At 57.5% G+C, this 25,569-nt stretch carries 27 protein-coding genes; 5 read left to right on the forward strand and 22 right to left on the reverse strand.

Annotated elements, in window-relative coordinates; translation table 11 throughout:
• Positions 1–2 precede the first annotated feature (2 nt).
• From V2I08_RS10945 to V2I08_RS10990, 10 genes are all read right to left on the reverse strand, one after another.
• The gene (locus V2I08_RS10945; RefSeq protein ID WP_349635129.1) at positions 3–1,592 is read right to left on the reverse strand and encodes a fatty acyl-CoA synthetase; all 1,590 of its coding nucleotides are present in this window, start codon (positions 1,590–1,592) and stop codon (positions 3–5) included.
• Positions 1,593–1,828: 236 nt separating this feature from the next.
• On the reverse strand, positions 1,829–2,992 hold the full coding sequence (locus V2I08_RS10950) for a cytochrome P450 (RefSeq protein WP_349635130.1): 1,164 nt from the start codon (positions 2,990–2,992) through the stop codon (positions 1,829–1,831).
• A gap of 52 nt (positions 2,993–3,044) precedes the next feature.
• Complete coding sequence (locus tag V2I08_RS10955) at positions 3,045–3,707, reverse strand: RraA family protein (protein ID WP_349635131.1); 663 nt, start codon at positions 3,705–3,707, stop codon at positions 3,045–3,047.
• 1 nt (position 3,708) lies between these two features.
• On the reverse strand, positions 3,709–4,056 hold the full coding sequence (locus V2I08_RS10960; protein ID WP_349635132.1) for a hypothetical protein: 348 nt from the start codon (positions 4,054–4,056) through the stop codon (positions 3,709–3,711).
• Positions 4,046–4,378 carry a hypothetical protein gene (locus V2I08_RS10965; RefSeq protein ID WP_349635133.1) on the reverse strand — a complete coding sequence of 111 codons (333 nt, stop codon included), beginning with the start codon at positions 4,376–4,378 and terminating at the stop codon, positions 4,046–4,048. The genes V2I08_RS10960 and V2I08_RS10965 overlap by 11 nt, the downstream gene beginning before the upstream one ends.
• Complete coding sequence (locus V2I08_RS10970) at positions 4,371–4,772, reverse strand: RidA family protein (protein ID WP_349635134.1); 402 nt, start codon at positions 4,770–4,772, stop codon at positions 4,371–4,373. Before V2I08_RS10970 ends, V2I08_RS10965 begins: the two co-directional genes overlap by 8 nt.
• Before the next feature lie 9 nt (positions 4,773–4,781).
• Positions 4,782–5,780, reverse strand: a complete 999-nt coding sequence (locus V2I08_RS10975) for a protocatechuate 3,4-dioxygenase (protein ID WP_349635135.1) — start codon at positions 5,778–5,780, stop codon at positions 4,782–4,784.
• A 1-nt stretch (position 5,781) separates the two neighbouring features.
• Entirely contained in the window at positions 5,782–6,804 is a 1,023-nt protein-coding gene (locus V2I08_RS10980) for an amidohydrolase family protein (protein ID WP_349635136.1), read from the reverse strand.
• 28 nt (positions 6,805–6,832) lie between these two features.
• Positions 6,833–7,453 carry a 4-hydroxy-4-methyl-2-oxoglutarate aldolase gene (locus V2I08_RS10985; RefSeq protein WP_349635137.1) on the reverse strand — a complete coding sequence of 207 codons (621 nt, stop codon included), beginning with the start codon at positions 7,451–7,453 and terminating at the stop codon, positions 6,833–6,835.
• A 78-nt stretch (positions 7,454–7,531) separates the two neighbouring features.
• Entirely contained in the window at positions 7,532–8,179 is a 648-nt protein-coding gene (locus V2I08_RS10990; protein WP_349635138.1) for a TetR family transcriptional regulator, read from the reverse strand.
• 119 nt (positions 8,180–8,298) lie between these two features.
• Between V2I08_RS10990 and V2I08_RS10995 the strand changes: the two genes are divergently transcribed.
• The gene (locus tag V2I08_RS10995) at positions 8,299–8,754 is read left to right on the forward strand and encodes a MarR family transcriptional regulator (RefSeq protein ID WP_349635139.1); all 456 of its coding nucleotides are present in this window, start codon (positions 8,299–8,301) and stop codon (positions 8,752–8,754) included.
• A 19-nt stretch (positions 8,755–8,773) separates the two neighbouring features.
• Here the strand turns inward: V2I08_RS10995 and V2I08_RS11000 are convergent, their stop codons facing one another.
• The 6 genes from V2I08_RS11000 to V2I08_RS11025 form a co-directional block, all read right to left on the reverse strand.
• The gene (locus tag V2I08_RS11000; RefSeq protein WP_349635140.1) at positions 8,774–10,651 is read right to left on the reverse strand and encodes an AMP-binding protein; all 1,878 of its coding nucleotides are present in this window, start codon (positions 10,649–10,651) and stop codon (positions 8,774–8,776) included.
• Positions 10,652–10,667: 16 nt separating this feature from the next.
• Complete coding sequence (locus V2I08_RS11005; protein ID WP_349635141.1) at positions 10,668–11,969, reverse strand: 3-hydroxyacyl-CoA dehydrogenase; 1,302 nt, start codon at positions 11,967–11,969, stop codon at positions 10,668–10,670.
• A 9-nt stretch (positions 11,970–11,978) separates the two neighbouring features.
• Positions 11,979–12,362, reverse strand: a complete 384-nt coding sequence (locus V2I08_RS11010; protein WP_349635142.1) for an OB-fold domain-containing protein — start codon at positions 12,360–12,362, stop codon at positions 11,979–11,981.
• Positions 12,363–12,367: 5 nt separating this feature from the next.
• Positions 12,368–13,537: a thiolase domain-containing protein gene (locus V2I08_RS11015; RefSeq protein ID WP_349635143.1), complete on the reverse strand. Its 1,170-nt coding sequence runs from the start codon at positions 13,535–13,537 to the stop codon at positions 12,368–12,370.
• A complete protein-coding gene (locus V2I08_RS11020; RefSeq protein WP_349635144.1) occupies positions 13,537–14,337 on the reverse strand; it encodes a crotonase/enoyl-CoA hydratase family protein in 801 nt (266 codons plus the stop codon). The genes V2I08_RS11015 and V2I08_RS11020 overlap by 1 nt, the downstream gene beginning before the upstream one ends.
• Before the next feature lie 235 nt (positions 14,338–14,572).
• Entirely contained in the window at positions 14,573–15,352 is a 780-nt protein-coding gene (locus V2I08_RS11025; RefSeq protein WP_349635145.1) for a hypothetical protein, read from the reverse strand.
• 177 nt (positions 15,353–15,529) lie between these two features.
• On the opposite strand from V2I08_RS11025, the gene V2I08_RS11030 reads away from it, so the two are divergent.
• The 3 genes from V2I08_RS11030 to V2I08_RS11040 all read left to right on the forward strand — a co-directional run bounded on the left by V2I08_RS11030 (position 15,530) and on the right by V2I08_RS11040 (position 18,294).
• Positions 15,530–16,261: a GntR family transcriptional regulator gene (locus V2I08_RS11030; RefSeq protein WP_349635146.1), complete on the forward strand. Its 732-nt coding sequence runs from the start codon at positions 15,530–15,532 to the stop codon at positions 16,259–16,261.
• Positions 16,262–16,301: 40 nt separating this feature from the next.
• A complete protein-coding gene (locus tag V2I08_RS11035) occupies positions 16,302–17,345 on the forward strand; it encodes a bile acid:sodium symporter family protein (RefSeq protein WP_349635147.1) in 1,044 nt (347 codons plus the stop codon).
• 61 nt (positions 17,346–17,406) lie between these two features.
• On the forward strand, positions 17,407–18,294 hold the full coding sequence (locus V2I08_RS11040; protein WP_349635148.1) for a LysR family transcriptional regulator: 888 nt from the start codon (positions 17,407–17,409) through the stop codon (positions 18,292–18,294).
• Between the two features lie 3 nt (positions 18,295–18,297).
• On the opposite strand, the gene V2I08_RS11045 is transcribed toward V2I08_RS11040, so the two are convergent.
• The 6 genes from V2I08_RS11045 to V2I08_RS11070 all read right to left on the reverse strand — a co-directional run bounded on the left by V2I08_RS11045 (position 18,298) and on the right by V2I08_RS11070 (position 23,785).
• Complete coding sequence (locus tag V2I08_RS11045) at positions 18,298–19,683, reverse strand: MFS transporter (RefSeq protein ID WP_349635149.1); 1,386 nt, start codon at positions 19,681–19,683, stop codon at positions 18,298–18,300.
• Positions 19,680–20,657, reverse strand: coding sequence for a fumarylacetoacetate hydrolase family protein (locus tag V2I08_RS11050; protein WP_349635150.1), 978 nt, complete (start codon positions 20,655–20,657; stop codon positions 19,680–19,682). The genes V2I08_RS11045 and V2I08_RS11050 overlap by 4 nt, the downstream gene beginning before the upstream one ends.
• 82 nt (positions 20,658–20,739) lie before the next feature.
• Positions 20,740–21,417, reverse strand: a complete 678-nt coding sequence (locus tag V2I08_RS11055) for a hypothetical protein (RefSeq protein WP_349635151.1) — start codon at positions 21,415–21,417, stop codon at positions 20,740–20,742.
• Positions 21,418–21,481: 64 nt separating this feature from the next.
• On the reverse strand, positions 21,482–21,931 hold the full coding sequence (locus V2I08_RS11060) for a nuclear transport factor 2 family protein (RefSeq protein ID WP_349635152.1): 450 nt from the start codon (positions 21,929–21,931) through the stop codon (positions 21,482–21,484).
• 1 nt (position 21,932) lies between these two features.
• Complete coding sequence (locus V2I08_RS11065) at positions 21,933–22,490, reverse strand: carboxymuconolactone decarboxylase family protein (RefSeq protein ID WP_349635153.1); 558 nt, start codon at positions 22,488–22,490, stop codon at positions 21,933–21,935.
• A gap of 47 nt (positions 22,491–22,537) precedes the next feature.
• Positions 22,538–23,785 (reverse strand): Rieske 2Fe-2S domain-containing protein, encoded by a 1,248-nt coding sequence (locus tag V2I08_RS11070; RefSeq protein WP_349635154.1) that lies wholly within the window; start codon positions 23,783–23,785, stop codon positions 22,538–22,540.
• A 252-nt stretch (positions 23,786–24,037) separates the two neighbouring features.
• Between V2I08_RS11070 and V2I08_RS11075 the strand changes: the two genes are divergently transcribed.
• Positions 24,038–25,372, forward strand: a complete 1,335-nt coding sequence (locus V2I08_RS11075) for an amidohydrolase family protein (RefSeq protein WP_349635155.1) — start codon at positions 24,038–24,040, stop codon at positions 25,370–25,372.
• Positions 25,373–25,569: the final 197 nt, after the last annotated feature.

Consider the following 25,569-nt stretch of genomic DNA (forward strand, 5'->3'; position numbering starts at 1 on the left):
CCTCACAACGATCCCATCTTCGCGCGCAATTCACGCTTCATGATTTTGCCGCTCGCATTTTTGGGCAAAGCGGGCACGACAAAAATCTTTTTGGGGGATTTGAAACCGGCTAACCGTTCCCGGCACCAAGCGATCAGGGCTGCGTCATCGATTGTCTCACCCGCACGGGGAACAATGAAGGCGGAGACCATCTCGATCCATTCGGGATGCGGCAGGCCGATCACTGCCACTTCTGATACGGAGGGATGGCTGTAGATCACCTCTTCGACTTCCCGCGAAGCGACATTTTCGCCGCCGGATTTGATCATATCCTTCTTGCGATCAACGACGGTGATATAGCCCTCGTCGTCTATCACGCCCAGATCGCCGCTATGGAACCAGCCACCGGCAAAGGCTTCTGCGGTGCGTTCGGGATCATTCCAATAGCCGGTCAGCAGTTGTGGCGAGCGGTGAACGATCTCGCCTACTTCGCCTGGCTTCACATCGCGCATATCATCATCGACCAGCCGGGTTTCGACATGCAAACCGGGACGGCCCGCAGCTCCCGCCTTGCGCACCTGGTCTTCGGGCTGAAGCACGACCGCGACCGGCGCGATCTCCGTCTGGCCGTAGCAGTTCCACAAACGGATGCCAGGCAGACGATCGCTGATCTCCCGAATGATCTCCACGGGCATGATAGAGGCACCGTAATAGCCATGTGTCAGGCTCGACAGATCATACTGATCGAACAACGGGGATCGCAGCAAAGCAATCCAAACTGTGGGCGGGGCAAAGAAAGAGGTAAGCCGATGCTGCTCAATGGTCGGCAGAATGACGGCTGGATCCGGCGCTGAAACGATCCAGTTCGAACCGCCCACATTCAGCGACGGGCCAAGAAAAGCATCGAGTTGCGCACAGTGAAACAACGGAAGCGCGTGGAGCGCCTTTACATCCGCCCGCCAGTCGCAATCGACAATGCAAGTCTGGAACTGCCAGATAATTGCGTCATGTGAAAGCATCGCCCCCTTGGGCCGGGATTCAGTGCCACTGGTATAGATGATCTGTGCGATCTGACGCCCATCAAGCTGGTCCAGAGCGACGGGCACGCCATCAGTGCCGCGCAGGCTGGACAGCGATTGCACTCCAGAGATGTCGGCACGATCAAAGGGGTCAGGCAATCCGTAGAGATGCGTCACGCCGCTCCGCTTCGCCGCAGCCAGGCCAGCAATCGAACAGCTTTCGTCAACGAACAATGTTTTTACGCCAGCGTATTCCAGAATATAGGCCACTTCATCCTCAACCAACATGAAGTTGATCGGCACGAAAATGCCGCCAGCCCGCAACACAGCAAAACGAACGGCCATGAACCAGTGGCTGTTGCGCGACAGCACAGCGACGCGATCGCCGGGACCGATGCCCTGTATCGTCAAACCCGCAGCAATCTCCTCAACGATGTCAACAAGCTGCCGATAGCTCCACTCAGTATCGCCGCAGGCAATCGCCAGCTTGTCCGCTGATCGCGCCGCTGATCTTGCAAGCACATCAAACAGGGTCTGCCGCCGTGCGACCGTATCGAAGCTCCCCGTCACGTTGAGATCACGCCATGCCATCATGCTTCCTTTCGCTCATCCCAATCGACGCTCAGCCTGAGAGGACGGCGTCGCTTTGCATTTCAATCCCATCGCGCTTGGTCGCAATCGCAGGCGATTTTGATGCCCATGCAAAGGCTGCCTCGACCACGCCCGAAGGCCGAAACATTCCCGCTGGAGCGAGACTGCGAGCACCATTCCCTCCCTTTACCCCGCAGCTTTTACTTGTGCGATGCCATCTGTCCTGTCACGCGCAGCAGCTACCATCGCATCGGTAAGCTGGTGAAACCGCGCACCATGATGTGTTCTACGCGGGTCGCTTTCGATGTATCGAGTTCATATTCGCCCAGCACAGGCAGCAATTGTTCAAGCATGATCTTGAGCATGACGCGGGCAATCGTCGCCCCTGCGCAAACATGCGGACCCAACCCAAATCCGAAATGACGCACGCGCTTGCGGTCAATATCGAACTGATCCGCCCGCTCGATCGCCCGCTCATCGTGATTGGCAGCCGCATAGAATAGGACGATGCGGGAATTCGCTGGAATGATGTTACCGTGCAGTTCGATCGCGGTCGTGGTTTGGCGTGCGAAGCACTGCGTCGAGGTATCCCAGCGTACTGCTTCCTCAATCGCTGATGGTATAAGAGACGGATTGTCCATTACGCAGCGACGCTGATCGGGGTGCAGCCATAGTGCGTGCATGAGGTTGGAGAAAAAATGGCCGATCGACGCATTGCCCGCCATCAATACGGTAGACATGTTGGCAACCAGTTCCTGCTCGCTGAGCGGCGCGCCATTCTGCTGCATCTCCAGCAGGATTGAAATCAGATCGTCGCCACCCGTCTCGCTACGCCGGGTCACCTGCTCGCCAAGATAGCGGAAGATTGCCTGAAATCCTTCGGGGTCTAGAACCGGGCCGAGCAACCCCTGTTTTTGATGAAACAAACCTTCGGTAAGATCGCCGGCGTGGCGTGAACCTTCCTGACCCAGTCCGAGCAATACGCCAAGCGCATGAAACAGGACCGGACGACCGATATCCGCAATCAGATCACATTCGCCGGATGATCCAAGTTCAGCGATCTTTTGGGCGGTAAGTTCCCTGACCATCTGGCCAGCCGCTTCGATACGGGCGGGACCAAATGCACGCTGCACCACGCGCCGCAGTTCATCGTGACGCGGCGGGTCCATCGATCCCAGCGTCTTACCGACGCGCAGCGGGGATTCCATGGTCGAATTGCCTTTTGCCGATGAAAAGGTGCGATAATCATTCATCGCCAGCTCTACATCGGCATAACGTGTCATGAACCATAGGCCAGTTTCTTCGTGCCGGTACATTGGCGCTTCGTCACGGAGTCGGCGATAGGTCGGATAGGGGTTGTCCGCGAATTCGGCCTCGGTCACATCAAACAGAAATGGCTTCATGCTATCCTCTGCGCTTGTCCGCTCACCTATAGATTGGGGGCTGGTGCGTCGGTCAAACCTTCATCCGCGTTTGCAGCGCATGATAGTTCGCCGCACGACGCGCCTCGTCCAGGCGGGCACCGCCACGTACCGCATCACGAATATGCTCTTCGGCAGCTTCGATCTCCTCTGCATTGGCCAACACTTCGGCAACGCGGTCAGCCGGGATCGAGACAACGCCATCCGCATCGCCCACCAGCCAGTCGCCAGGTTCAACCCGGACACCAGCCACCTGTACGGTCACGTTATAGGCATCGGCAGTGGTGCGATCCTTACCCGTGCGCATCGTATTGGCGCGTGCGAACACGGGATAGTCGAGTTCAACGCATCGATCGCTGTCGCGGCACACGCCGTCGATCACCGTTCCGGCAATGCCCTTACTGTGGGCAACGAAGGTCAAGATGTCGCCCCAGACGGTTTGGTCCATGATGCCCTTATTATCGATCACGATCACCGCGCCTTCGGGCACATCATCGATATAGTCCCCGACAACACCACCCGACTGACCAACCGGCAGCATCCGGATCGTAAATGCGGGACCGGCAAAGCGCATAGTACGCACCACCGGCATGATGCCAACAGCTTGCCCATCGATCCCAAGGCGATCAAGCGCATCCGATAGTGCAGTGATCCCCACCGCCTTGAGTCTTAAAACGAGTTCAGTATCGATTGTCATGTCAGTTTTCAGCCTTCTTCAGCATGTCTTCATAGTTCGCGCCCATCACGTCTCCGATCGGCGTGCCGCCATCGATATCGCGGGCCATCAGGGTTTCGCGGGCAAGAATGTCCTCCGCGATCGCGATGACCTCTTCCAGTCGGGTGGCAGGCACGAACACCACACCACTGCCATCGGCCACCAGCCAGTCACCAGGATAGACGGCAATGCCAGATATCGTCACCGGGCAGTTGAAATCATGTTCGGCCACGCGCCCGCGCGCGGTTACGGGAACTGGTGGCAAGGCGAAGATCGGCAGACCCAGATCGCGGGCTTCGTCGATATCGCGAAACGAACCGTCAACAATCACGCCGCCGATACCCTTTTTGACCGCCCCCCCGGCTCAGCAGTCCGCCCCAGCCGGAAACGCCCTTGTCGCCACGATGCTCGACCACGATGATATCGCCCGCCTCGGCGGCCATGATCGCGCCTGCGCCAAGATGACGCTTGGGCAAGCCTTCCATCGGCGCGCCCAGTTTCACCGTCACCGCTCGGCCTGCCACCCGGCGGCCAGGCAGCGTTTGTGGTGCCAGCCCGCACACAGCGCCCTTCAGCCCCAGCTTGTCGAGGGCATCGGAAACCGTGCAACTATCGAAGCGCAACAGGCTTTGAATAAGTGAAGCATCAGCCATTGTGGGCCACCATCGCGATTGCGTCGCACTGGACCAGCATGTTGGCGGGCAGTCCATCGTAGCTCAGCGTATGGCGCGCGGGACGAGAGGCCGGATCGGGAAACAGCCGCAGCCATTCCGCATTGACCAACGGCCGTGCCTCTGGCGACTTTACGTAAAAAGTCATCCGCACAATGTCATCGACGCTGCCCCCGGCCGTCGCCAATATGCGCTCAAGCTGGTGGAACATCAGCCTGACCTGCTCGCTCGCTTCATCCGGCAGCTTGCCGGTCGCAGAATCAAGGCCATAAACGCCGCCGGTCACGATCAGCCCCCCCTTGCGACTTGCCGCAGGGATCGGCTGTCCGCCATGATTGAAGCCTTCGACGTCTATGCTTCTGCGCGTTTCGTACATGGCTTTCTCCTATTCCTTGCGCCAGCAGGCAAAACCGACGCCACAGCCGGTGCCTGCAGCCGTGCGTCGCACAGGTTCATACTCGGTCCAGGCGAGTGGCAAATGGGCGACGGCACCCGCCGTCATGATCCAATTGAGAATTTCGGACGACCCGGAATTGAGCGCGCCAGGAGCAATGGTTGTCAGCCTTTCCTGCGCTTCGCGGCCAAGGCTTTCGAGCACCTTGCGGTCGAGTTCCTCGTCCACCACAAAGTGGCTGAGACCGCCTGAAGCGACTACCGCCACGCGCAGGTCGAGCGGACTTTCCTCGATCGCGCTACAAATCGACCGACCCACTTCCAGCGCCCGCGCCGATGTCATGACATTGGGCGGGAAATAGGTGTTCAGCAGAACCGGCAACATCGGGATGGTCCGGTCGCGGAACAACCGATCGGCCACAAAGCCGAAGGCATGGCCGAACCCGGCCTTGACAGGATTGTCGACATGGGATGATGCGCCAACATCGACATGCCGTCGAACCAGCCCCGCAATGAGTTGGCGCGCCAGGTCCGGCGCGGCGGGCATCCGATGGACCTTGTCCATCATATAACCCTTGGCCATCTCTTTCATCCAAGTTGGCTTATCAGGTCGCCCCCAGACATCGTTGGTGGCAATCTCATCGCCGTAATAGATTGAGATCATAGGCGTGTTCGACAGCGCGAACAATTCTCCCTGATCATCGCCAATCACCACAACGACATCGACCTGCGCCTCCGCAAGTTCATCGGCCAGTTGGTCAAGCCCCGCCTGACAGCGCGCAGCAGATGCCGCGAATTGCTCCGACGCCGCCACCGCAGCCCAGCCCTCCCCGACCTCGGCGACAAGCTCATCATAGGTAACGAAGCGACCATCCGACAGGTTCAGTGCTGGATTTGCCATATCGGCTTCCGCCCGTCGCTGCCATTCGCTCCAGTCGATGGCCAACAGCGGGCTGTGCGAACAGCCGATCCCTAGAACGATCTCGGCCATGTCAGCCCGGCAACCCGTTGAACAGCTTACGCGCATTGCCTTCAAATATCTTGAAGCGGTCGGCCTCGTTCAGGAAGCCCATCGCCTCGATATCCGGCTTCATATCGTCATAGGAACGGCCGGTGTCCGGATTGATCTGCGATCCGCTGCCGATGCGTTCCGTGCCAAAGCAGACGCAATCGGGACTAACGACCTTGATCAGGAACTCAACGGATTCCGGTGCGTGCAGGCAGGTATCGAAGTGGAATACGCGCAGCGCGTCGTCGAACGTACCCGAACCCTCGTTCATCTTGCCCTTGATGCTGCCTTTGCCCAGGTCCGGGAAGGAGCCGCGCTCTGCCCGCCAACGGCCAATCTGGTACGGCACCGATCCGCCCCCATGCGCCACGATGATTTTGAGGTCAGGATAGCGCTGCATCACCCCGGCCTTGATCATCGAAAGCAGTGCGATAGAATGTTCGGTGATGAAGTGGTTGGCATAGGTTTCCCGCCCGTTGCAGCACGACGCCGCATGGATCAGCGCGGGAACGTCATACTCGCACATTTTTTCGTAGAGCGGATACCAATAGGAATCACCCATCGGCGGCACATGGCCCATGCCTTCGGACGGATCGGGATTGATCAGGATCGAGTTGAAGCCCAGTTCCTTGATGCAGCGATCCATTTCCGGAAACACCCTCTCGATCGGTTGCCCAGGCACCTGCGGCAAGCCGGCCATGCCCATGAAACGGTCGGGCGCGAGGCGGACCTGCTGCGCAATGGCGTTGTTGGTCCAGCGGGTCCATACATCGACCAGCCGCGCCCCGCGCGAATGGAGCATGGTAAATGGACGCGGCGACACCATTTGGAAATCGGTGCCGACCATGTCGAGCGCCTTGAACAATGTTTGCAGATATTCGAGATAGCGATCGTCCGAAATCTGCGGCTCCAGTCCGGAATAATGGCCATCGCTGCCCACCAGGTTCAGACCCATGGCGTTCAGTTCGGGCGGCGCCCACAAATGCGAATGTACGTCGATGATCATGTTCTGGCTCCCGTGTTGGTGCTGTGCGTCACAGGTTGTAGACTTCGAGAGTTGGCTCGCCCGCGCGGACACGCTCCAGAATGGCGGCCTCCTTGGCGTCCCGCTCGCGGCCTGCTGGCACAACCCAGGCGGCATCCTCTGGCGACAGGACAAGCACGCCATCGGCATCCCCAACGACAAGGTCGCCACGGCGCACGGTGATCGATCCGATACGAACCGCCTCACCAACGGCACCGTCGCTCTTGGGATCCTTGCCCGTACCCTGGATGCATATCCGCCCCGCAAATGTGGGCAGCCCAAGCTCAATTAATGCCAGACTGTCTCGAACGCCGCCGGTGATCACCAGTCCGCCAAGGCCCCGCGCAATTGCGGCGGTAGCCATGATCTCGCCCCAATAGCCGAATTCACCGCCAGTGCCACATTCGACGACCAGCACATCGCCCGGCTGGGCTTCGACCAGAGCCCTGTGAATCCACAAATTATCACCGGGCGGACACCGCACCGGTAGAGCCGGCCCGGAAACCTGCATTTTGCTGTCAATCGGCTTTATTATGGAAGGGAGCGCGCCTCGACGTCCGGCCGCCTCATGCAGCGTGGCCGTGGAGACAAAGGCACAAACTTCTGAAGGTGAATCGAGTCCATCGACCATCACGTCCTCTCCTTTGGCAGGATGGATAGCGACTTACAGAATACAATCCTAGAGGACAGTTTAAAAAATGCGTCCTATTCAGCGGAAAAACAGTTCCTCGCATATCTGCACATGCTGCTCGACATATTCAGCCTCAAATGGCGACCTGCCAGTGACGAGCTCAATCTCTCCACCCAGCATGAATATGCGCGCGGCCGCGCCAAGAAATGTATAGTAAAGATGGTAGGGATCGCCTTTTACGAAACGGCCCTGCGCCTGGACGCTTTCGATCAACGCAACAAAAGGTATGTTATCATGGGCGAGCAGTTGGCGCATTATCCACTCAATCCGTTCACCACCCTCCCACGCCTCATGGGACATCAGCCGATGCAACTCCGGATAAGTTGCCGCCAATCTGATGAATTCTGCGAACAATCCTTTAAGTCGACGCACATCGTCGCAGTTGACATCTTCTTCCTGTCGGCGCGCAAAGCTTTCGAGGAACCGGCCTACCACCTTTTCCATCACAGCTTCCCAAAGCGCGCGCTTGCTACCAAAGTGATATATCAATAAAGCATGTTTCAGGCCGGCCAGTTCGGCAATCTGCCGAGTCGATGCACCATCAAAGCCGCGCGCTGCAAATTCGCCCGTCGCCGCTTCGATAAGCTTGGCACGTGATTCTCTCGCGCGCGTCTGCCTACGCCTGATATTAACGATCTCTTCATCGCTGTTCGATTTGGAATGCATTGCGCGGTCTTGACGGAAACGCGGCCGACTGTCGATGCCTGATCCCTTGGTTCCGGATATCCGAATCCATGTCGGGACGCCAATTGCAAACCCCTCGTCCCATGCCCTAAAGGCAAGCTATGCCCGAAACCATCCGTCAACCGCGTACGATGTATTTGATATGGCGCGTCAGCGAGGCGATCCTAAACCTGACGGAGCGCCAGCGGCAGGAAGGTGTCCTTTCGCTCAGTAAATATGTAGTGCTCAGCTTCCTGCGCGATCGCGATGACCTGACCTCCGCTGACGTAGCCCGAAGGATGGGGCACACCCCGCAATCCACCAATGAAACCATCACCAGCCTTGAACAGGCAGGCCTGTTGGAAAAACGGACGCGCCCGTCGAACCGCAAGGCGAAGTTTCTTTCCATTACGCCGCTTGGCGTCGATATGCTGAACCTGACTGAAACGGCCATGGACCGTGTTGAACAACAGGCTTTTGCTTGCCTTGACGACACCGGCTTGGCAGAATTTCGTGCGACCCTTCAGGACGTGATCAAAGCTTCTAAAGAGACTTTGGCGCACATATCTGATCCATAGACGTTCACTATTGCCGCGACTAAACGTCGTTAACCTGAGTATCCACTTTGATCCGGTAAAGCCTCGCCACGTCATCCGCCCGACGCTGCCAGACAGCCTTGGCGTTGACAGACCCTTTGTCCGTGATTTCCCCACCATCGATCGACGGCGGAATAGCCAGGAGCATGAACCGCCTTATCCGCATACTTGATGCCGGATTGTCCATGTTGTGCTGACACAATGCATCACGCACTTTTTCGATCACCGCCGGATGCGCCGCTGCATCCATCAACCTGAGTTCGGCATCGCCCGTCAGCGCACGGGCCGCCGCAAGATTGGGCCAAGCAAGTATAGCTACGAACGCCTGGCTCTCTCCGCAGATAACGATATCCTGTAATAGAGGTGCCGTACTGAATAACAGCTCGGCGCGTAACGTCGTTGCCTGAACAAAGGTGCCGGTCTGTAACTTGAAGTCCTCGGCAATCCGACCAGCAAATCGCAACCCAGCCTCAGGATTATCAGGATCGACAAAGGTCGCCGCGTCGCCGAGCCGGTAAAAACCTTCGTCGTCGAATGCCGCATCCGTGATATCTGGCGCTTTATAATAGCCTCGCATAATTCCTGCCGTCTTGAGTCGCACCTCGAAACGTAACGCATCCAACGGCAGCAACTTCATCCGAACACCAGGATGCGGTAAACCAATCAGCCCGACCATGTCGGTGGGCCAGTGGACGAATGCGCCGGTTGGGCCTGTTTCCGTCGATCCGAATCCAGTCATCACCGGGATCCGGCAACCCACCGTCTTCACGGCAAGGCGCTGCAAGCGCTCGCCAATGTCATCGGGGAGACGCGCGCCTGCATAACCGAGCATCTCAAGCTGACAAAAAAACCGTTCTGCGAGTTCCCTGTCCGCTTCAAGATAAGGAAGTACAGCGGCATAGCCCGCAGGAACGTTGGCATAGTAGGTGGGACTCACATCGCGCAAATTGCGGATCGTTTCGCGGACCAGCGGTTCGACCGGCTTGCCGTCATCAATATAAAACTGACCCCCTGTCAGTAGCGCGAGGCAGAAATTGACGAAGCCAAAAACATGGTTCCACGGCGTCCAGTCAAGCCGAACAGAAGGCCGCTCGGCTGAAAAATTAAAGGTCTGCACGGTCGAAACAGCCGTGGCCACAATGCCAGCCTGACTTTGCATCACGCCCTTTGGCGTGCCAGTGGAACCGGACGTAAACATGATCTTCGCTGTCGCCGATGGGTCAATCGCTGCAAGCGCCCGCGCTACATCAGCGGTCGGCACAGTGCGGACCATCTCGGTATAGGCGTAGCTGCATGGGTGATGGGGCGGCTCGTCAACCCAGATAACTGGGACATCGGCCGACACCAACGCATTGATAGCCTTCTGGAACGGCGGGCCGGACTGCACGAAATAAGCAGCGGGCTCCAGCGTTTCTACGATCCCCCGCAATTTGCTGAAGTCCTCGCTTAGCAGAGCATAATTGGGCGAAAGTGGCGCGATGGGAATGCCGGCCTGCATTGCAGCCATCATGATGAGGGCATGCTCGATGCTGTTGCCACTGAGAATAGCGAGTGGGCGCTCCTTGGGCAGATTCAGATTGAGGAGCGCCTGAGTAAGGGCATCGATCATATCACGCGCTTCGCCATATGTAAGTGTCGCCCACTCCCCTCCATCAGGCATGCGACGGCCAAGCCACATCGTGTCCGGGCGTTCTTCAGCAAAGCGCCGTAGATAAGCGGGAAGATGTGCCTCGACATCAGCCAGTGCCGTCCGGTTTTCCAGCAGGATCGTACCATCGGCCTTTTGGTCGATGATGAGATCAACTGGTAGCCAATTCACATCGCGGAACGCTATTGTTGACAAATCCGTCATCTTGTCCCTCTCAAGCCGGTAGATCATCAATCGCGCTTGTGAATCAAACCCCGGCTAATTTTCCTTCTTCTGTGAATTTCCCGCCGGCCCTGGCCAGATGCTCAAGAAGCGGAGCGGGCGCAAAACGATCTCCATGCGCGGCCTGTAAGCGCACCAGCGTATCCCGCACGACCGGCAAACCTATAACGTCGGCAAAATACATCGGGCCGGCCTTATCCTTGGGCCAGCCATAACCAAGGCTCCAAATTACATCGATGTCGCTCGGCCTGTCGGCTACGCCTTCCTCAACGATCTTGGCACCCTCATTGATCATCGGATAGATCAGGCGTTCACAAATTTCCGTATCGGAAATGGTACGGCGCGTGATCCCGGCATCTTTCGACACCTGAAGAATAATTGCCTCTACTTCTGGGTCGGGAAGCGGTGTTCGCCCATCCCCGCCATAAGCATAAAAGCCACGCCCGGACTTTTGACCAAAGCGGCCCAATTCAGCAAGCCGGTCAATCAGTTCGTCCCTGATGCCCTTCGATTGGTTCATTCGCCAGAGCAGTTCAATGCCACCGCTCATGTCCTGTAACAAGAAACTGCCCATCGGGAATCCGAACTCGACCAGCACCCGATCGACCTGCTGCGGCATCGCCCCTTCCAAGAGCAAGCTGCGTGCTTCATTCTCACGCGCACCAAAGATACGATTGCCGACAAAGCCGAAACATACGCCAACCACAACCGGGGTCTTGCCGAGCCGGATCGCCAACGAGAGAGCATCCCGCACTGACGCGGCTGAACTGCGTTTGCCGCGCACGACCTCCACCAATTTCATGACATGAGCCGGGCTAAAGAAATGGAGTCCGATCACGTCCTGCGGACGGGTGGTCACGGCAGCGATCTCATCGATATCCAGCGTGGATGTGTTGGTTCCAAGTAAAGCACCGGGTTTTGCAAGCGCATCAATCCGTGCGAAGATTTCCTTCTTTAGAGCCATCTGTTCCCAGACTGCCTCAATCACCAGATCGGCATCCGCTAGGGTGTCGGCCATATCGGTAGCAAAGGATATGCGCGCCAATCTGCGGTCAACTTCGGCGGTGTCGATCTGGCCCCGATCGACGCTCCGCGTCCAGATATTCGCTGCGCTGATGCGAGCGCGATCTAGCCCTGATTGCGCCTTATCGACTAACGTTACCGTTACTCCCGCGGCGGCCAAGACCATCGTGATTCCCGTGCCCATCGTCCCGGCCCCGATGACTACGGCCTTGTCTATACGGCGCGGCGCATCGGATGTGTCATAGCCGATTCCTTTTGCCGCCAGCGTCTGTGCCACAGCCATATACGCTTTGGGATCCTGCATTACGGCACCCTATCTTCCGAGTTCAAACAAAGGAATGTTCTGGCCTTCCCCGCCTTCCACGAAGCGCAACCGGACCGGCGCACCAATGAATACCGCTTCGGGCGCTGCATCGACGATCCCCGCCATCATTGTCGGCCCTTCGGCCAAGGTAACAAAAGCAGGAATGGTGCCGGCGTCGGGTCCGCGCCGGATCACCGTGAATGAATAGATCGTCCCTGCGCCCGATGCTTGCACCCATTCGGTTTGGTCGGACATGCAATAGGGGCAATAAGCGCGCGGATAGTGGAAATGCCGGTGGCATGAACCGCAATGTTTCAGCAGCAAGCGTTTCTGCCTTGCCGCCGCCCAATATTCCCGGCTTTCCTGCGCAATGACGGGAGTGTTTAGAGGCATAGCGCCTATTCCGCTTCAAGAATGACGGTGGAGGATACATGGTAGCTGGCAAGGCTGCCGCCGGTGCCGTGCGCCAATACCAGGTCATGGTTGGGAACCTGAACCGCGGGGTGCGCTTCGCCCCGCGCCTGCCGGACAGCTTCAAGCAGCTTGGTCATACCGCCGCGATTGCCCGGATGATTGCTGCAAAGGCCACCACCATCCGTATTAAAAGGCAATCGACCCACACCCGATATCAGGTTGCCATCGGCTACGAATGGCCCGCCCTCACCTTTGGCACAAAAACCGAGATCTTCGAGCTGAACGACGACGGTGATCGTGAAACTGTCGTAGATAGAGACATATTTCACGTCTGAAGGGGTGATGCCAGCCTCCGCAAAGGCTGCCTGTCCAGACCATATCGCACCCGACGTCGTAAGATCAAATCTATCATTGGTGCGATGTCTGATGGCTTCGCCGCATCCTTTCACTTTCACCATCGGTCGTTTTATCCGCCTGGCGATGTCGGCCCGCGCGAGCACGATGGCACCGCCGCCATCTGTAACCACGCAACAATCCAAGCGATGCAGCGGATCGGCCACCAGAGGCGAATTCACCACATCGTCTACCGTGACCACATCGCGCAATAAGGCGTGAGGATTGTGCTGGGCATGATGCGAGGCCGCGACCTTTACCCAAGCCAATTGCTCACTCGTCGTGCCATATTCATACATATGCCGATTGGCCACGGCAGCATAGCCGGCCAAAGGCGGTATCGGAAAAGCGCCTGTATAGGCCAGGTCAACGAACTGCGTCAGGTCCACCCCGCCCAGTTTGATACCCTGTTTCGCGCCCAAAGGGCGATCAGCCATGGTTATGAGCGCAATATTGCATTTTCCAGCGGCGATCGCGGCGGCGGCATGACCGACATGCACCAGATAAGCCGACCCCCCAGTTTCCGTGCTGTCGGTATGGCGGATATTGCGCAGCCCGATATACTCGGCCATTGTTGCGGCACCCATTCCCGGTGCGTCGCTTGCGCAAAAATATCCATCAACATCGTCAAGCGTCAGTCCGGCATCGATCAAGGCCCCACGCGCTACCTCAAAATGCAATTGCGCGGTGGAAATGTCGGGAGCGTGTCGTGTCGGATGCTCGTACATTCCTACGACATAGGCTTGGGAGTGTTTTGTCATTATTCTTTGCCGGGATTAGCAGGGCGCTCAAGCGGAGCTGACCGCTTTTCCAGAAAGGCGCGCATGCGCTCGCTAGACTCCGCAGTTATTATATATTCGGCTGCGACCCGTTCGTAGAACAGGCCTTCGTCCACTGGCATATCCGCAATGCGGGGCATGATGGCCGAAACCGCATAATTGGACAAAGCGGCATTACCAGCGATCTTTTGCGCCAGTTCACTGGCCTTCGCCAGCGCCTCTCCAGGCGCGACAAGATATTGCACTGCGCCGAAGCCTTCTGCATCCTGAGCAGAATAGGTTCGTGAAGTCAGCATCATGTCGGTCATTCGGCTTGTGCCAATCAGACGCTGTATTCGGACGGAGCCTCCTCCACCCACGAAAATACCGCGTGCGCATTCCGGCAGTGCGAAAAACGCCGTCTCATCCGCTACCCGAACATGCGCTGTCGCCGCCAGTTCGAACCCAGCACCGACTACTGGCCCATGCAATGCGGCAATCCAGGGAATAACCCCACGCGCAATGCTGTCGAATGCGATCCGCGACAAGTCTGGCCGCCGTTTGCGCAGCGCAGGGTCCATTTTCAGAAGATCATCTGCCGCAAAAGCCAGATCCAGACCCGACGAGAACTGGCTGCCATGGCCGAATATCACGCCGACATTTGCTTCCTCCTCAGCCTTGGCGACCGCTTCGGCCAATTGCAGGAAAAGCTCTCGATTTATAGCATTGCGCTTTTCAGGACGGTTCAGGCCAATGAACGCAATCTGCCCCTTCAACTCATAGGTGACGCATCGCTCGTTCATTTCGCCAGTCTTCCCTCAAGGATAGGCGGCCGTCGTGCTCGAATAGCTATTCGGCGGAATATACTGAACGCGCCACCATAGATTATTATCTGGCTACCTGATAAAAAACTCTGCCGATGTCAACCGCAATGTGCGCGCCGCGACGCGAATGATTACAGATCATGTTGTCGTCACGGTCGGTATGAAATGAAGAAGCGGCCGATCGATTTTACAGGCGTATCGGGCAATCCGATTGTCAAAGGAATTTGCGCGGCCGCATGATCGTACGCCACATGTGCGAGGAAGGACTGTCATCAAAGCCAAGCCCCTCTTCAGGTTGCCGGAAGTGGCGGCCGATAATATCTGTGAAATCCTCCAGATCGACTCGCACATCAGGATCGAAGGCATAGACATCATTGATCGTTATCATCCGCGCTGACATGTACCACTTATGATTGCGCGCATATTCATAATCGCGCTTGATATATGCATCGGGAACATAGTCCTCGCCGAAATACTGATAATAGGCTTTAGGATATTCATATCCGACATCGGGATCAGGAAAAAACCTTAGCGCCTGATGATAGCGCACGGCCCAACTCACCTCTTCGTCCACATAGGGCGCGATCAATTGCGCTCCCCAATAGCCATGATCGCCGCCGATAAACCCTTCCATGGAAATATCATGCAGCAGACTGGCCAGAATCATCTTTTCGCTGCAGCCACTGATCTTGGCGAGACGTGCACTTTGCAAAAGATGTTCGGCGGGGCCGATACGATACCGGAAATAGTCCATAAGCGTCGGCTTTTCAGGCATTGGCGGAAGGCGAGGATCGTCTATCATACTGAATACCGGGCGTTGATCCCCCGGCAGGGCCAGATATTCTGCTTTCCAATAGGGGCCGTTTGATGGATCGACTGGCCCCGATGAATAGAGAGGTGCCGGTGTGTAAACCTTTCCTCCGACTATCATATGCTCAAGCTTTTCGATCTGTGCATGCTCATGGGCATCGATCATTGCTTCGACGGTACTCATAGCCTTCCTTGCTCCAGCCAACTCGAAATTGCACGACCACATATCCGCAATTGATTATGCGGAGTCAAATATATTGCACCTTGTGCATACATGACATACGGATATGGAGTATATTCATAGGATATATCTAGAATATCGCTTGTTTTGGTGATTCCTGCATACATTGGGGTGGCGCAGATGTCCGTTCAGGAAAGTTTGGCCAACGGATCGCTTATAGAAGGTGAGTCCATGCTGCTGTCGGATCGACTACGCATGACACTGGCTCACGAGATTGCGACCGGCCAACTTCCCGGCGGAACGATTTTGGACGAGCAAGCGCTTGCTTCGCGCTTTGGCATGTCGCGTACGCCCGTACGCGAAGCTTTACGTCAGTTGGCTGCGGTCGAGCTAATCGACTTACGCCCCAGGCGCGGGGCCGTAGTCATCGCCGTCACGCAGGAGCGGTTGATGGCGCTGTTCGAAGCTGCCGCGGAAATTGAGGCGACGTGCGCAAGACTTGCCACTTACCGAATGACGATCGCCGAGCGGGCGACATTGCAGCGAGTCCATCTCAGGGCGACCGAGGCGCGGCGACAGGGCGACATCAGCGCTTATGTATCTCTGAATCACGAATTTCACGACCTGATCTATCGCGCCACACATAATGAGGTGCTTACAGAACAAGCGACCATGTTGCGCAACAAGCTGGGCGAGTTTCGCAACGCCCAACTACGCGATGAAGGTCGGATGGTTGAGTCGAACGACGAGCATGGCGATCTCCTGACCGCCATGGCGCAAGGCGATGGTGGAGCGGCAGAACGGTTGATGCGGGCCCATCTTCTAAACGCTGCCGGTTCGTTCCAGGGGATGGTCTCCACGATGCGGCACGGCAATGGATCTAGTGATCGGAAACCGATCGCACCACAATGATTTGCCAGAGGGGGCATTCAGGCCAGATAGGGAGTTTGTCTTGAAGCATATATTGAAATTACTTCCGTTCGACGGATATTCCTTGGCCTTGATAGGCACCGTTGTACTGGCCGCGCTGATGCCAATTCAAGCAGGGTGGGCGTCGGCCTTTTCCGTCCTGACGACAATGGCTATCGCCTTGCTGTTTTTCCTTCACGGGGCACGGCTAGCGCGCGAAACCGTAATCGCCGGGATTACGCACTGGCGGTTGCATCTGCTGGTACTGCTGTGCACTTTCGTCCTGTTTCCCCTTCTGGCCATGATAATGCGCCCGATCGTTGCTGGCTTGCTTTCGCCGCTTCTGGCAACAGGATTCCTGTTCATAGCGCTCCTGCCTTCTACTGTACAATCGTCGATCGCATTCACCTCCATAGCGCGCGGCAATGTCACCGCTGCGATTTGCAGCGCGGCGGCGTCGAACCTGATCGGCACTTTACTCACTCCGGCATTGGTTGCCTTGTTCATGGGCATACAAACTCATGGTGGGGATACTATGGCCGTGATGCGCGCTATCATGCTGCAACTGCTGGTCCCGTTCGTAGCTGGTCAGTTGTTGCGGCCAGCGCTCAGCGGCTTTATCGCGCGAAACAAACAGTTCGTGACCATGGTTGATCGCGGATCGATATTGATGGTCGTCTATGGTGCTTTCAGCGCCGCGGTTCTCGAAGGCCTGTTCCGCAGAATTTCCGTCGCCGATTTTGGCCTGATATTTCTCTTTTCGACTATTCTGCTTGCTGCGGTGATGACAATCTCGCTCATGGTTGCAAAGAAGTTCGGATTTTCGCGAGAAGACAGGATCACGATCCTCTTCTGCGGTTCGAAGAAGAGCCTTGCTACCGGGGTACCAATGGCCGGCATCCTGTTCCCGGTGACCCAGGTCGGCACGATCATTCTGCCGCTGATGGTTTTCCACCAGATCCAATTGTTGGTCTGCGCTTATCTGGCTGGACGCTATGCCAGAGACTTACCAGCAAGCGACGACGGACAGACCTCTTCCGCCAGATCAACAACCTTGCCGCACGCAGAAGAACCTTCCGCAACATGAGAAACGGTAAACATAAGCAAGGCAATCCGACATATAATCGATCGGCATGGGGATAGGCTCCATGGATCGTCTGGCCAGCTTGCGTATTCTCATAGCCGTTACCGATAATAATGGGTTTCGCGCCGCAGCACAGCGGCTCAGGATTTCACCCGCTATGGTCAGCAAGCATGTCGCCCAGTTAGAAGATCGTCTGGGACTGCGTCTTTTGAACCGCAACAGTCGTCATGTCAGCCTGACCGAAGAAGGCGAAATCTATGTCGCGCGGGCGCGGCGCATTTTGGAGGAACTGGAAGAACTCGACGAAACACTCACAGATCGTTCGGCGGGCATTCGCGGCAATGTTAGCCTGACAGCGCCAGTGTGGATGGCTAACCCCCACTTCGTGGCAATCCTTGCTTCATTCATGCACAATCATCCGCTGATCCGGCTCGACATCAATCTGAGCGGGCGACGTGCTAATCTTTTGGACGAAGGCTATGATCTTGCCCTGCGCGTCGGCCCCAATCGCGAACCTGGACATATTTCGCGTGTGATTGGTGAGGTCCAGTTCCATCTCCTTGCCAGTCCTGCGCTCAAGAAGACCATGGGTGATCCTCAAAACAGAGAGGATCTATGTGGGCAGAAACTCCTTGCTTATGCAGGCTTCGCGGATCGCCAGCATCTATTCTTCGGCGGCGGCGCGGATAGCCCGAAGCTGACGCTGCCGGTAGCTATGAGCAGCGAGAACGAAACACTTTTACGCCTTGCTGCGCTGGAAGGACTGGGCATTGCCTTTTTGCCGGACTGGCTAATCGCCAAGGACCTCGCCAACGGCAAGCTCGTGAAGGTATTGAGCGACGATCCAGGCCTGACAACGAACATCCACGCCGTCTATCCGTCACGTCGGCTGGTGCCTTCACGAGTGAGGGCCCTGATCGATCATTTCGCGTCTGCCCGGCTCAAGGTCTGACGATCAGAGAACCCGCCGCAGTGCCAGGAACCCGACTACAGGTATCCATCCCACACTGAAGGCAACGATGCTCAGAGCATTGGCGATCGCGCGAGGACCGGACAGGAAATTGTCCGAGACCAACGCCACCAGCGTCGGCCCGATAGCCATACCCAGCACCCCCAACAGGATAAGCTGGATGCTGGTGATCTTGCCCATCAATTCCGCCGGCGTGATGGCCGAAAGCAGGGTAGCATAGGCAGGCATGGGAGCCTGGCAAAACAAGTAGCTGATCCACAGGGCGGCGAAAAATGCCATTTCGGTCTGCATTTGCGGTACCAAAGTTGCACCAAGCCAGAATCCGGTCGCGCCAATCGCACCGACCAGCGACGCACCCTTAAGGCCAAGTCCTACTCCCAGCCTATCGATCAGCCTACCCGAAACGAGCAGACCCAATTGGGGCATGATGAGCATGGCCGATCCCAATGCGATACCCGTATCCTGCGCGGAAAGACCAAAGTTACGCTGGGCCATGGCCGCCAGCCACCCCGCAAAGGCGGCGGTGTTCAGCATGAACGCAACATTGGACACCCAGAGCGGCAGATAGAACCGCCTGTTCGCGCTGATGAAATACAATGCCGCGCGGAAGGAAACCGGATCAGCGTCCGCCTTGGCAGGCGCATCCTGCGCAACTCCCCTTTCTGGGGGGCGCGCCGCCTGCGCGGCGGGAATTCGGATCGTCAACATTAGCGCGGAAATCGGTATTCCGATGCCCCCAACAATGAACAACGCCACTCGCCAAGGACTGATGTCGCTCATGATGCCGCCAAAAGCGTCGCGGTTTCGTTCGATCGCCCCGACCAAGAGACCGCCGACCAGCACAGCGATCGCTGCGCCGATCATCAATGACATGTAGAAGGTGCCGAACGCACGGCCACGCCGTTCGGACGGGATGGCCCGACGAAGAATGGCCAAGGCACCCGGATTGATCGCCGCTTCACCTGCGCCAACACCGGCGCGCATGACAAACATCTGGATGAAATTAGTTGTAACGCCGCAGCCCATGGTCATGATCGACCAGACCCAGCCGCCCCCCGCCACCAGCATCCGTGCACTTCTGGAATCCGCAATATAGCCGGCAGGCAGGGTGAAGGCGATGTGGGCAAGGGCGAAGGCAGCCCCTATAACCAGACTGATCTGGACATCGGTAAGGCCAAGGTCGGCCTTTATGGGGTTGATGAGGAGCGACAGTATCTGTCGGTCGACCGCTGCAAGCATACCCATGGTGGTCAGAACGAAGACCAGCCAGCGTTCACTGGCGGGCGCGCGGCCGACCGGCCGGGTCCCTGGTCCTGGGTCAGCCTGAGCCGAAGGTTCCGAAGAACCGCGTGGCGAGGAGGCGTCGCTCACGCCGCCCCCGCCGGAGGTGCCACGATCCGGTTTTCCAATGTCCCGATTCCATCGACAGATACGGAAATCACATCGCCTTCCCGCATGAAGACCGGCGGCGTGCGGCCGAAACCGACGCCGCCCGGCGTTCCTGTGCTCATGATATCACCGGGATGAAACTCCATTCGCGCCGAATAATATTCGATAAGTTCGGGAATTCCCCAGATCAGGTCAGCCATCACAGCATCCTGCATAACCTCTCCGTTCAGCCGCGTGACCAAGCGAAGGGCCTGATGATCAGCGATCTCGTCAGCGGTGGTCACGTTCGGTCCCATCGGACAGAAGCTTGGAAAGTTCTTGTACATCAGGTTCAGCGCATGGAACGCGGTCATCATTCCGGTTGCGGGATCGCGCATCTGCGGAATCCAATCGCGCGCCGACACGTCGTTGATGATGGTGTAACCGGCGACATAGTTCATCGCATCCGCACGCACGACATTGCTGCAGTGGCGGCTGAATACGACGCATAGCTCGCCTTCATAGTCGACCTTTTCCGAAGCGACCTTTGGCAATACTATGTCTGCGCCCGGCCCTACGATGCTGTTCTGCCCCTTGATGAAACCGGCTGGCGGGTTCTTGGGCGGCTCAGGCTTAGCGTCCTTGTGAAAATCGCGCCGATGGGCGTGGAACGCCTGCCCGTGCGACAGGATCAGCCGAGGGCTGGGCAACGGCGCAAGCAACGCCGTATCGGCAAGGGCGGTCAGCGCACCGATGTCGCGCAACCGCCCGACAATATCGGCACTCGCCGTACCAACCCTCTCGAACAGCGCGCGCGCAGCATCAAGCCCGCCCGATCCATCGGTCAGGATTTCAGCCACGGTGACCGGAATCGGTGCCCCCCCCGCCAACACTTGGGCGGCGCATTGCAGGTCAAGGACATCCGAACCGATGAGGCACCCCGGAATGCCCGCTGCGCCCCGCGCTATTGTTACCAATTTGATGACACGTCCTCCCAAATTCGATGTCGCAAGGGACATTCCAATGTTTCGCCAATTGCCTGCCTTACAACGGTGGGCTTCAGAGCATTCCCGTCGCCTTCATTGACCGGCACCATTCCCGGTCCATGAGCGTTTCGACAGCCGTCCCCGCATCGTACAGTGCAATCATCTTTTCCATGTCGAACGCCATGTAGGTATCGGTATATTCGCGGTTGACCGGCTCGTTCATGGTGCGATGATGAATTTTCCAGAGAATTTCCGCCTTGGTCGGCGTCTGGGACAGCATTTCCACCCGGTTGCCGTCTGGGTCGAGATAGTCGATGGTCAGGTCCAACCCGTCATGCCGTGACGACAGGGGCCATATTCCCAGTTCATGGTGAATGGCGCGCGCCAGTTCGAGAACAGCCTTGAAATCGCGGTACAACCATGATGTGTGTTCGATGCGACATTTGCGCGGGGGCGTATGTCGAGCTTCTATGCCGTCCGCCGATCCGGCCGTGCTATCCTGCAGGTCGTTCACGAAACCGAGACGGTGATTTTCATCGTCGGCGCTGATCGCGATGAACTCGAATGTCGGATAGGAAAAACGAAATACCAGCCGCATGTTGAGCGCGACCATATAGAAATTGACCAGTTCGTCGATACCGGGGCCAGTGTGGAAGATGGAGGCGTGGAGAAGTTCGATCGGCGCGGGATACTCCCTGCTCCTTGGTCCTCCAAATACCTTGGCCTCCGGCGCGTTGAACCTCAGCGACATCGTCCTTCTCCTACACCATATCTCATACGCGGCTGGCGGACCGTCCTCATTTGAAGTCGCGGCATCACGGTTTTGGCGGCACGCGGGTCTGGTGGATCAGAACAATTTTCCAGCCATCAGCCATTCGGTGCCAGGCAATCGTGTACAATGCGACGGCGCGATAAGATGCGCCGCCTTCTTCCAGTTTCTGCCGAACGGTCATCTCGAAAATGCCGTTTTCGATCACGGTGTCACCCAAGACCCGATAGGTCACGTCCCGGTAGCCCGCATCGCGAATTTCCAGTCGCCGAATGAAGCTGGGGATATAGTCCTGCTTGCTTTCCGCAAAGCCTGCCCCGTGCACAATCGTACAATCTTCGGTCAGCAGTCCCTGGTGGAAATCACCATCCGCATTTTCAAGCGCACGCGCGCGCCGATGCTGCAAATCGCGGATTTCAGCGATGGCGGCACGTTCGGCATCGGTCAGGTCGTCGCCCTGCGCGCGGATGGTGCGGGTTGCCAAGTCAACGATCATGTCAGATGCCTCCCCAGGGGAGGACGGTGCCGGGCGCGGCGGGCACTTCATGCGCGTTGATGGTCATGGCGAGCATGGTGTAATAGCCCACCATGGCTGTCAGATCGACAAGCCGTTCCTCTCCGAACATCGCCAGCGCGGCTTCGTAAAGCGGCGCACCGACCCTACCGTTCGCCACAAGTTCCCTCGCGACGCCCATGACCAGCGCATCTGCATCGTCGAGCCCTTCAGGCTCTCGCCCTGCACCGATGGCCGCAACGACATCGGCCCTCACCCCTGCAGCAATAGCCAGCGGCGCATGCGACGACCATTCGTAACCGCAGCGAAAATGCGCGCACACCACCAGCACCGCCAGTTCGCGCGTGCGTGCCGGAACGCCGGTTTCATACCGCAGATAGACACCCACTTTTTCCAGCACCGAAGCGAGCGGGGGACTGTGCAACATTGCCATAAATGGCGCGCTGATCTTGCCGCGCGGCCCCTGGACGATCTGGTCATATACCTGCCTTTGAGCGGGTGAAAGATCGTTCGGTTGAAGATCTGGCAGTCGGGACACCATTTTTCCTTTGCTTTGCGCACAGGATGTGCGGCCAATCGTCCTAGCGGTCAGGCTAGGATTTCGAGGCGGGCGTTGACTTCGATCGGTGCGGCCGTCGCATCGAAACTGACGTTGATGAGATCACGGCCCGCCTCCATGTCAGCAAGCAGTGCGCGCAGCTTTCTACGAAGCAGGATGACTCCCTGATCGCTGGGTACAAGCCGTTCATGGGCGTGGATGGCGATCGGCCCCTGGGTCGCCTGAGCCTCGAAATCGCCGGGGCACCGCTGCAATTCCTCGTTAGTGCATTCGGACCATTTTTTTTCGTTGTGCAATGCAACGCGGTCGATGAGATCGCCTTTGTTGCGAACGCGCGCCACCTGGATGATACGGAAATGCGTATCGTCCACCGGCACGTGCCAGCCGATTTGGTCCTGTCGGCCCGGGCGGCTCTGATCGATATAGTTGGGAACCGAAAATACATGCGGCAGGATGGCTTCTACCGTGAAGGCGGCACGTTTGTCGGAATTTGGCACCGGGCTGGTACGGGTATAGCGCACGCCAAGAGGCGTCTCGCCCCAGGTGATGTCCTTGATGATTTCATGCGTATCGGGACCGTTGCGAATGATCCGCTCGGTCCCGAAATGCTGGTTCTCATTATGCTCAAGATGCAGCCAGGCCGCATGCAGCGGATCCTGCGTGTTCTCATAAGATTGCAACCAGTTGAAAGGCAATATCTCGCCATCTCCATAACCAGGATTAAGCGAAATTTCGTAGAACTCCCCCTCCTCCAAAGACTCAAGCACGCTCCAGCGCGGCAGGACCGGCTTCTTGTCGGGCGGGCCCATATAGGCAAAAATCAGACCATAACGCTCTTCGACCGGATACCAGGGTTGCCGGGCTAGATCGCGGCGGGCACCGCCATCGATCTCACACGCCTGATCGATGCAATGACCCTGCACGTCGAATTTCCAGCCATGGTAACAACAGCGCAGCCCGTCCGGCTCGATCCGGCCGAAAAACAGACTGGAGCCGCGATGACGGCAATTTTCTGCCAGCAGTCCGGGCCGCCCGGCGTGATCTCGAAACAGCACCAAATTTTCGCCAAGGATTCGCATTCGCTGCGGCAATTCGCTGGTGACCGATGCAGATGGGGCCACCGGATGCCAGTAGCGGCGCATCAATTCGCCCATCGGCGTCCCGCGACCTACCTCAGTCAATACAGGGTCATGCTGGGCCGGGGCAAATTCATAAGCGGTACCGCGATCCGTCGATGAATCAGAAGCGGGAACATTCATGCTGCCAGCAATATTCATGTCAGACTCCTCTTCCCGATCCGGTCGGCCTGTTGCCCCAGGATATCATCCGGCCGTGCTTTTTCGCGCTCGTTATATGCCACACTAAACCGTACATATGTCCAGCACAAGCCTCTATGCGCGACTTGGGGTGGAAGTCGATTTATTCCCTATGCAAACTGGACCACAGTCCAATATAGATATATCAGATGAGGGCGATCACGCGCGCCACTTGGCCCTGATACAGCGGATAATAAAGGTTTTGGAGGAACGATGACCGAGAAGCAAACACGTCCAATTCGCGGCCAATATCTTGTCAGGGGCGGCCACATAATTAGTATGGATGATGAGGCGGGCGACTTTCCCAGCGGCGATGTGCTGATCGACGACGGGCGAATCATCGCTGTCGGCAATGACATCGATGCGGCCGATGCCGAAGTGATCGATGCTGCCGATATGATCGTCATGCCCGGTTTTGTCGAAGTGCACTGGCATATGTGGAACTGCATCTGGCGTGGTCTTTCCCACGATGCGCCGGGCTATTTCGCGCTGCATCGCCTGGCCCCCGATCATTCGAGCGAAGATCATTACAACGCCGTGCGTATGGCCGCAGTCGAAGCGCTGTCTGCGGGCGTCACAACCTGCCACAATTGGGCCAACGCGCTGCGCGGTCGCGAAGACGCCGTGGCAGAAGCAAACGCCCTTGTCGACACCGGCATCCGCGCTCGGTTCGGCTATGGCAGCCTGATGCCGCAAACGCCTGAAGATCGCGCGGCCGACATTGCCGCAATGCAGGCATGGATCGACCAGAATGGTGAAGGCCTGATGGATCTGGGGGTCGTGTGCCACCAGCAAGGAAATTTGGAAACGGACATAGCGCTTGCACGCGCCATGGGCCTCAAATCCATTGCGCCGCACGTCAATCTGGCGCCGGTTCTGGACATTTTGGGACCCGACTTCATCTTTACGCACGGCCCCGGCATTTCCGATCAGATGATCGCGCTCCTTAAGGAGAAAGGCGTCAAGATCGGCCTGTGTCCCGCCACCGATCCAATGATCGGCGCGGGCATGCCGCCGCTCCAGCAATTTCTACAGGGCGGCATTCCTTTCGAAGACATTGCCTATTCGGTCGATGTCAGCTCGCAAACCAGCGTCGATCCATTCGCCGCCATGCGTACGATCCTGCATGCAAGTCGCATCGCGCAGATGAACGGCGCATCTTTTGACGAGATCATCTTTTCGATCATCGCTGCACAGGCACCCTTCCCTACCCAGACGCTGCCGCGGGAGGTGCTTAAGCTTGCGACGATCAACGGCGCGCGCGTCCTTGGCATCGCCGATCAGGTCGGATCGCTGACACCGGGCAAGCGAGCAGATATCATATTGCTACGGACGAGCGACCTTAACATGCTGAGCGTGGCAGAACTGGACCCGGCATTGCTGGTGGTCCATCACGGCCAGCCGTATAATGTCGACACCGTTCTAGTCGATGGCCGGATATTGAAGCGAGGTGGGCATTTTACCCATGTCAACGTCAAGGACGTGATGCACAAGGCCGCGCTCTCGCAGCGCCGCGTACAGTCCAGGGAAGCGTCTCACGCCGCTTGATGACGCCAGGCCCCATAATAAATGCCCTTGGGCGGCAAGGACGCCGCCCAAGGGCACCGCATCAGATCGGGAAATGGCCCGGCTCGGTTTCAAAGGTGACCCAGCGCAGTTCGGTGAAAGGTAACCGACCGGTTGAGGCCGCCTGCCTTGCTGTGATGTGAGCGCGTAAGAGACGTCCATAAGGACGTCGTTATGGA

The organism is Sphingobium sp. MK2 (genome assembly GCF_040170545.1).
Lineage (GTDB): Bacteria > Pseudomonadota > Alphaproteobacteria > Sphingomonadales > Sphingomonadaceae > Sphingobium.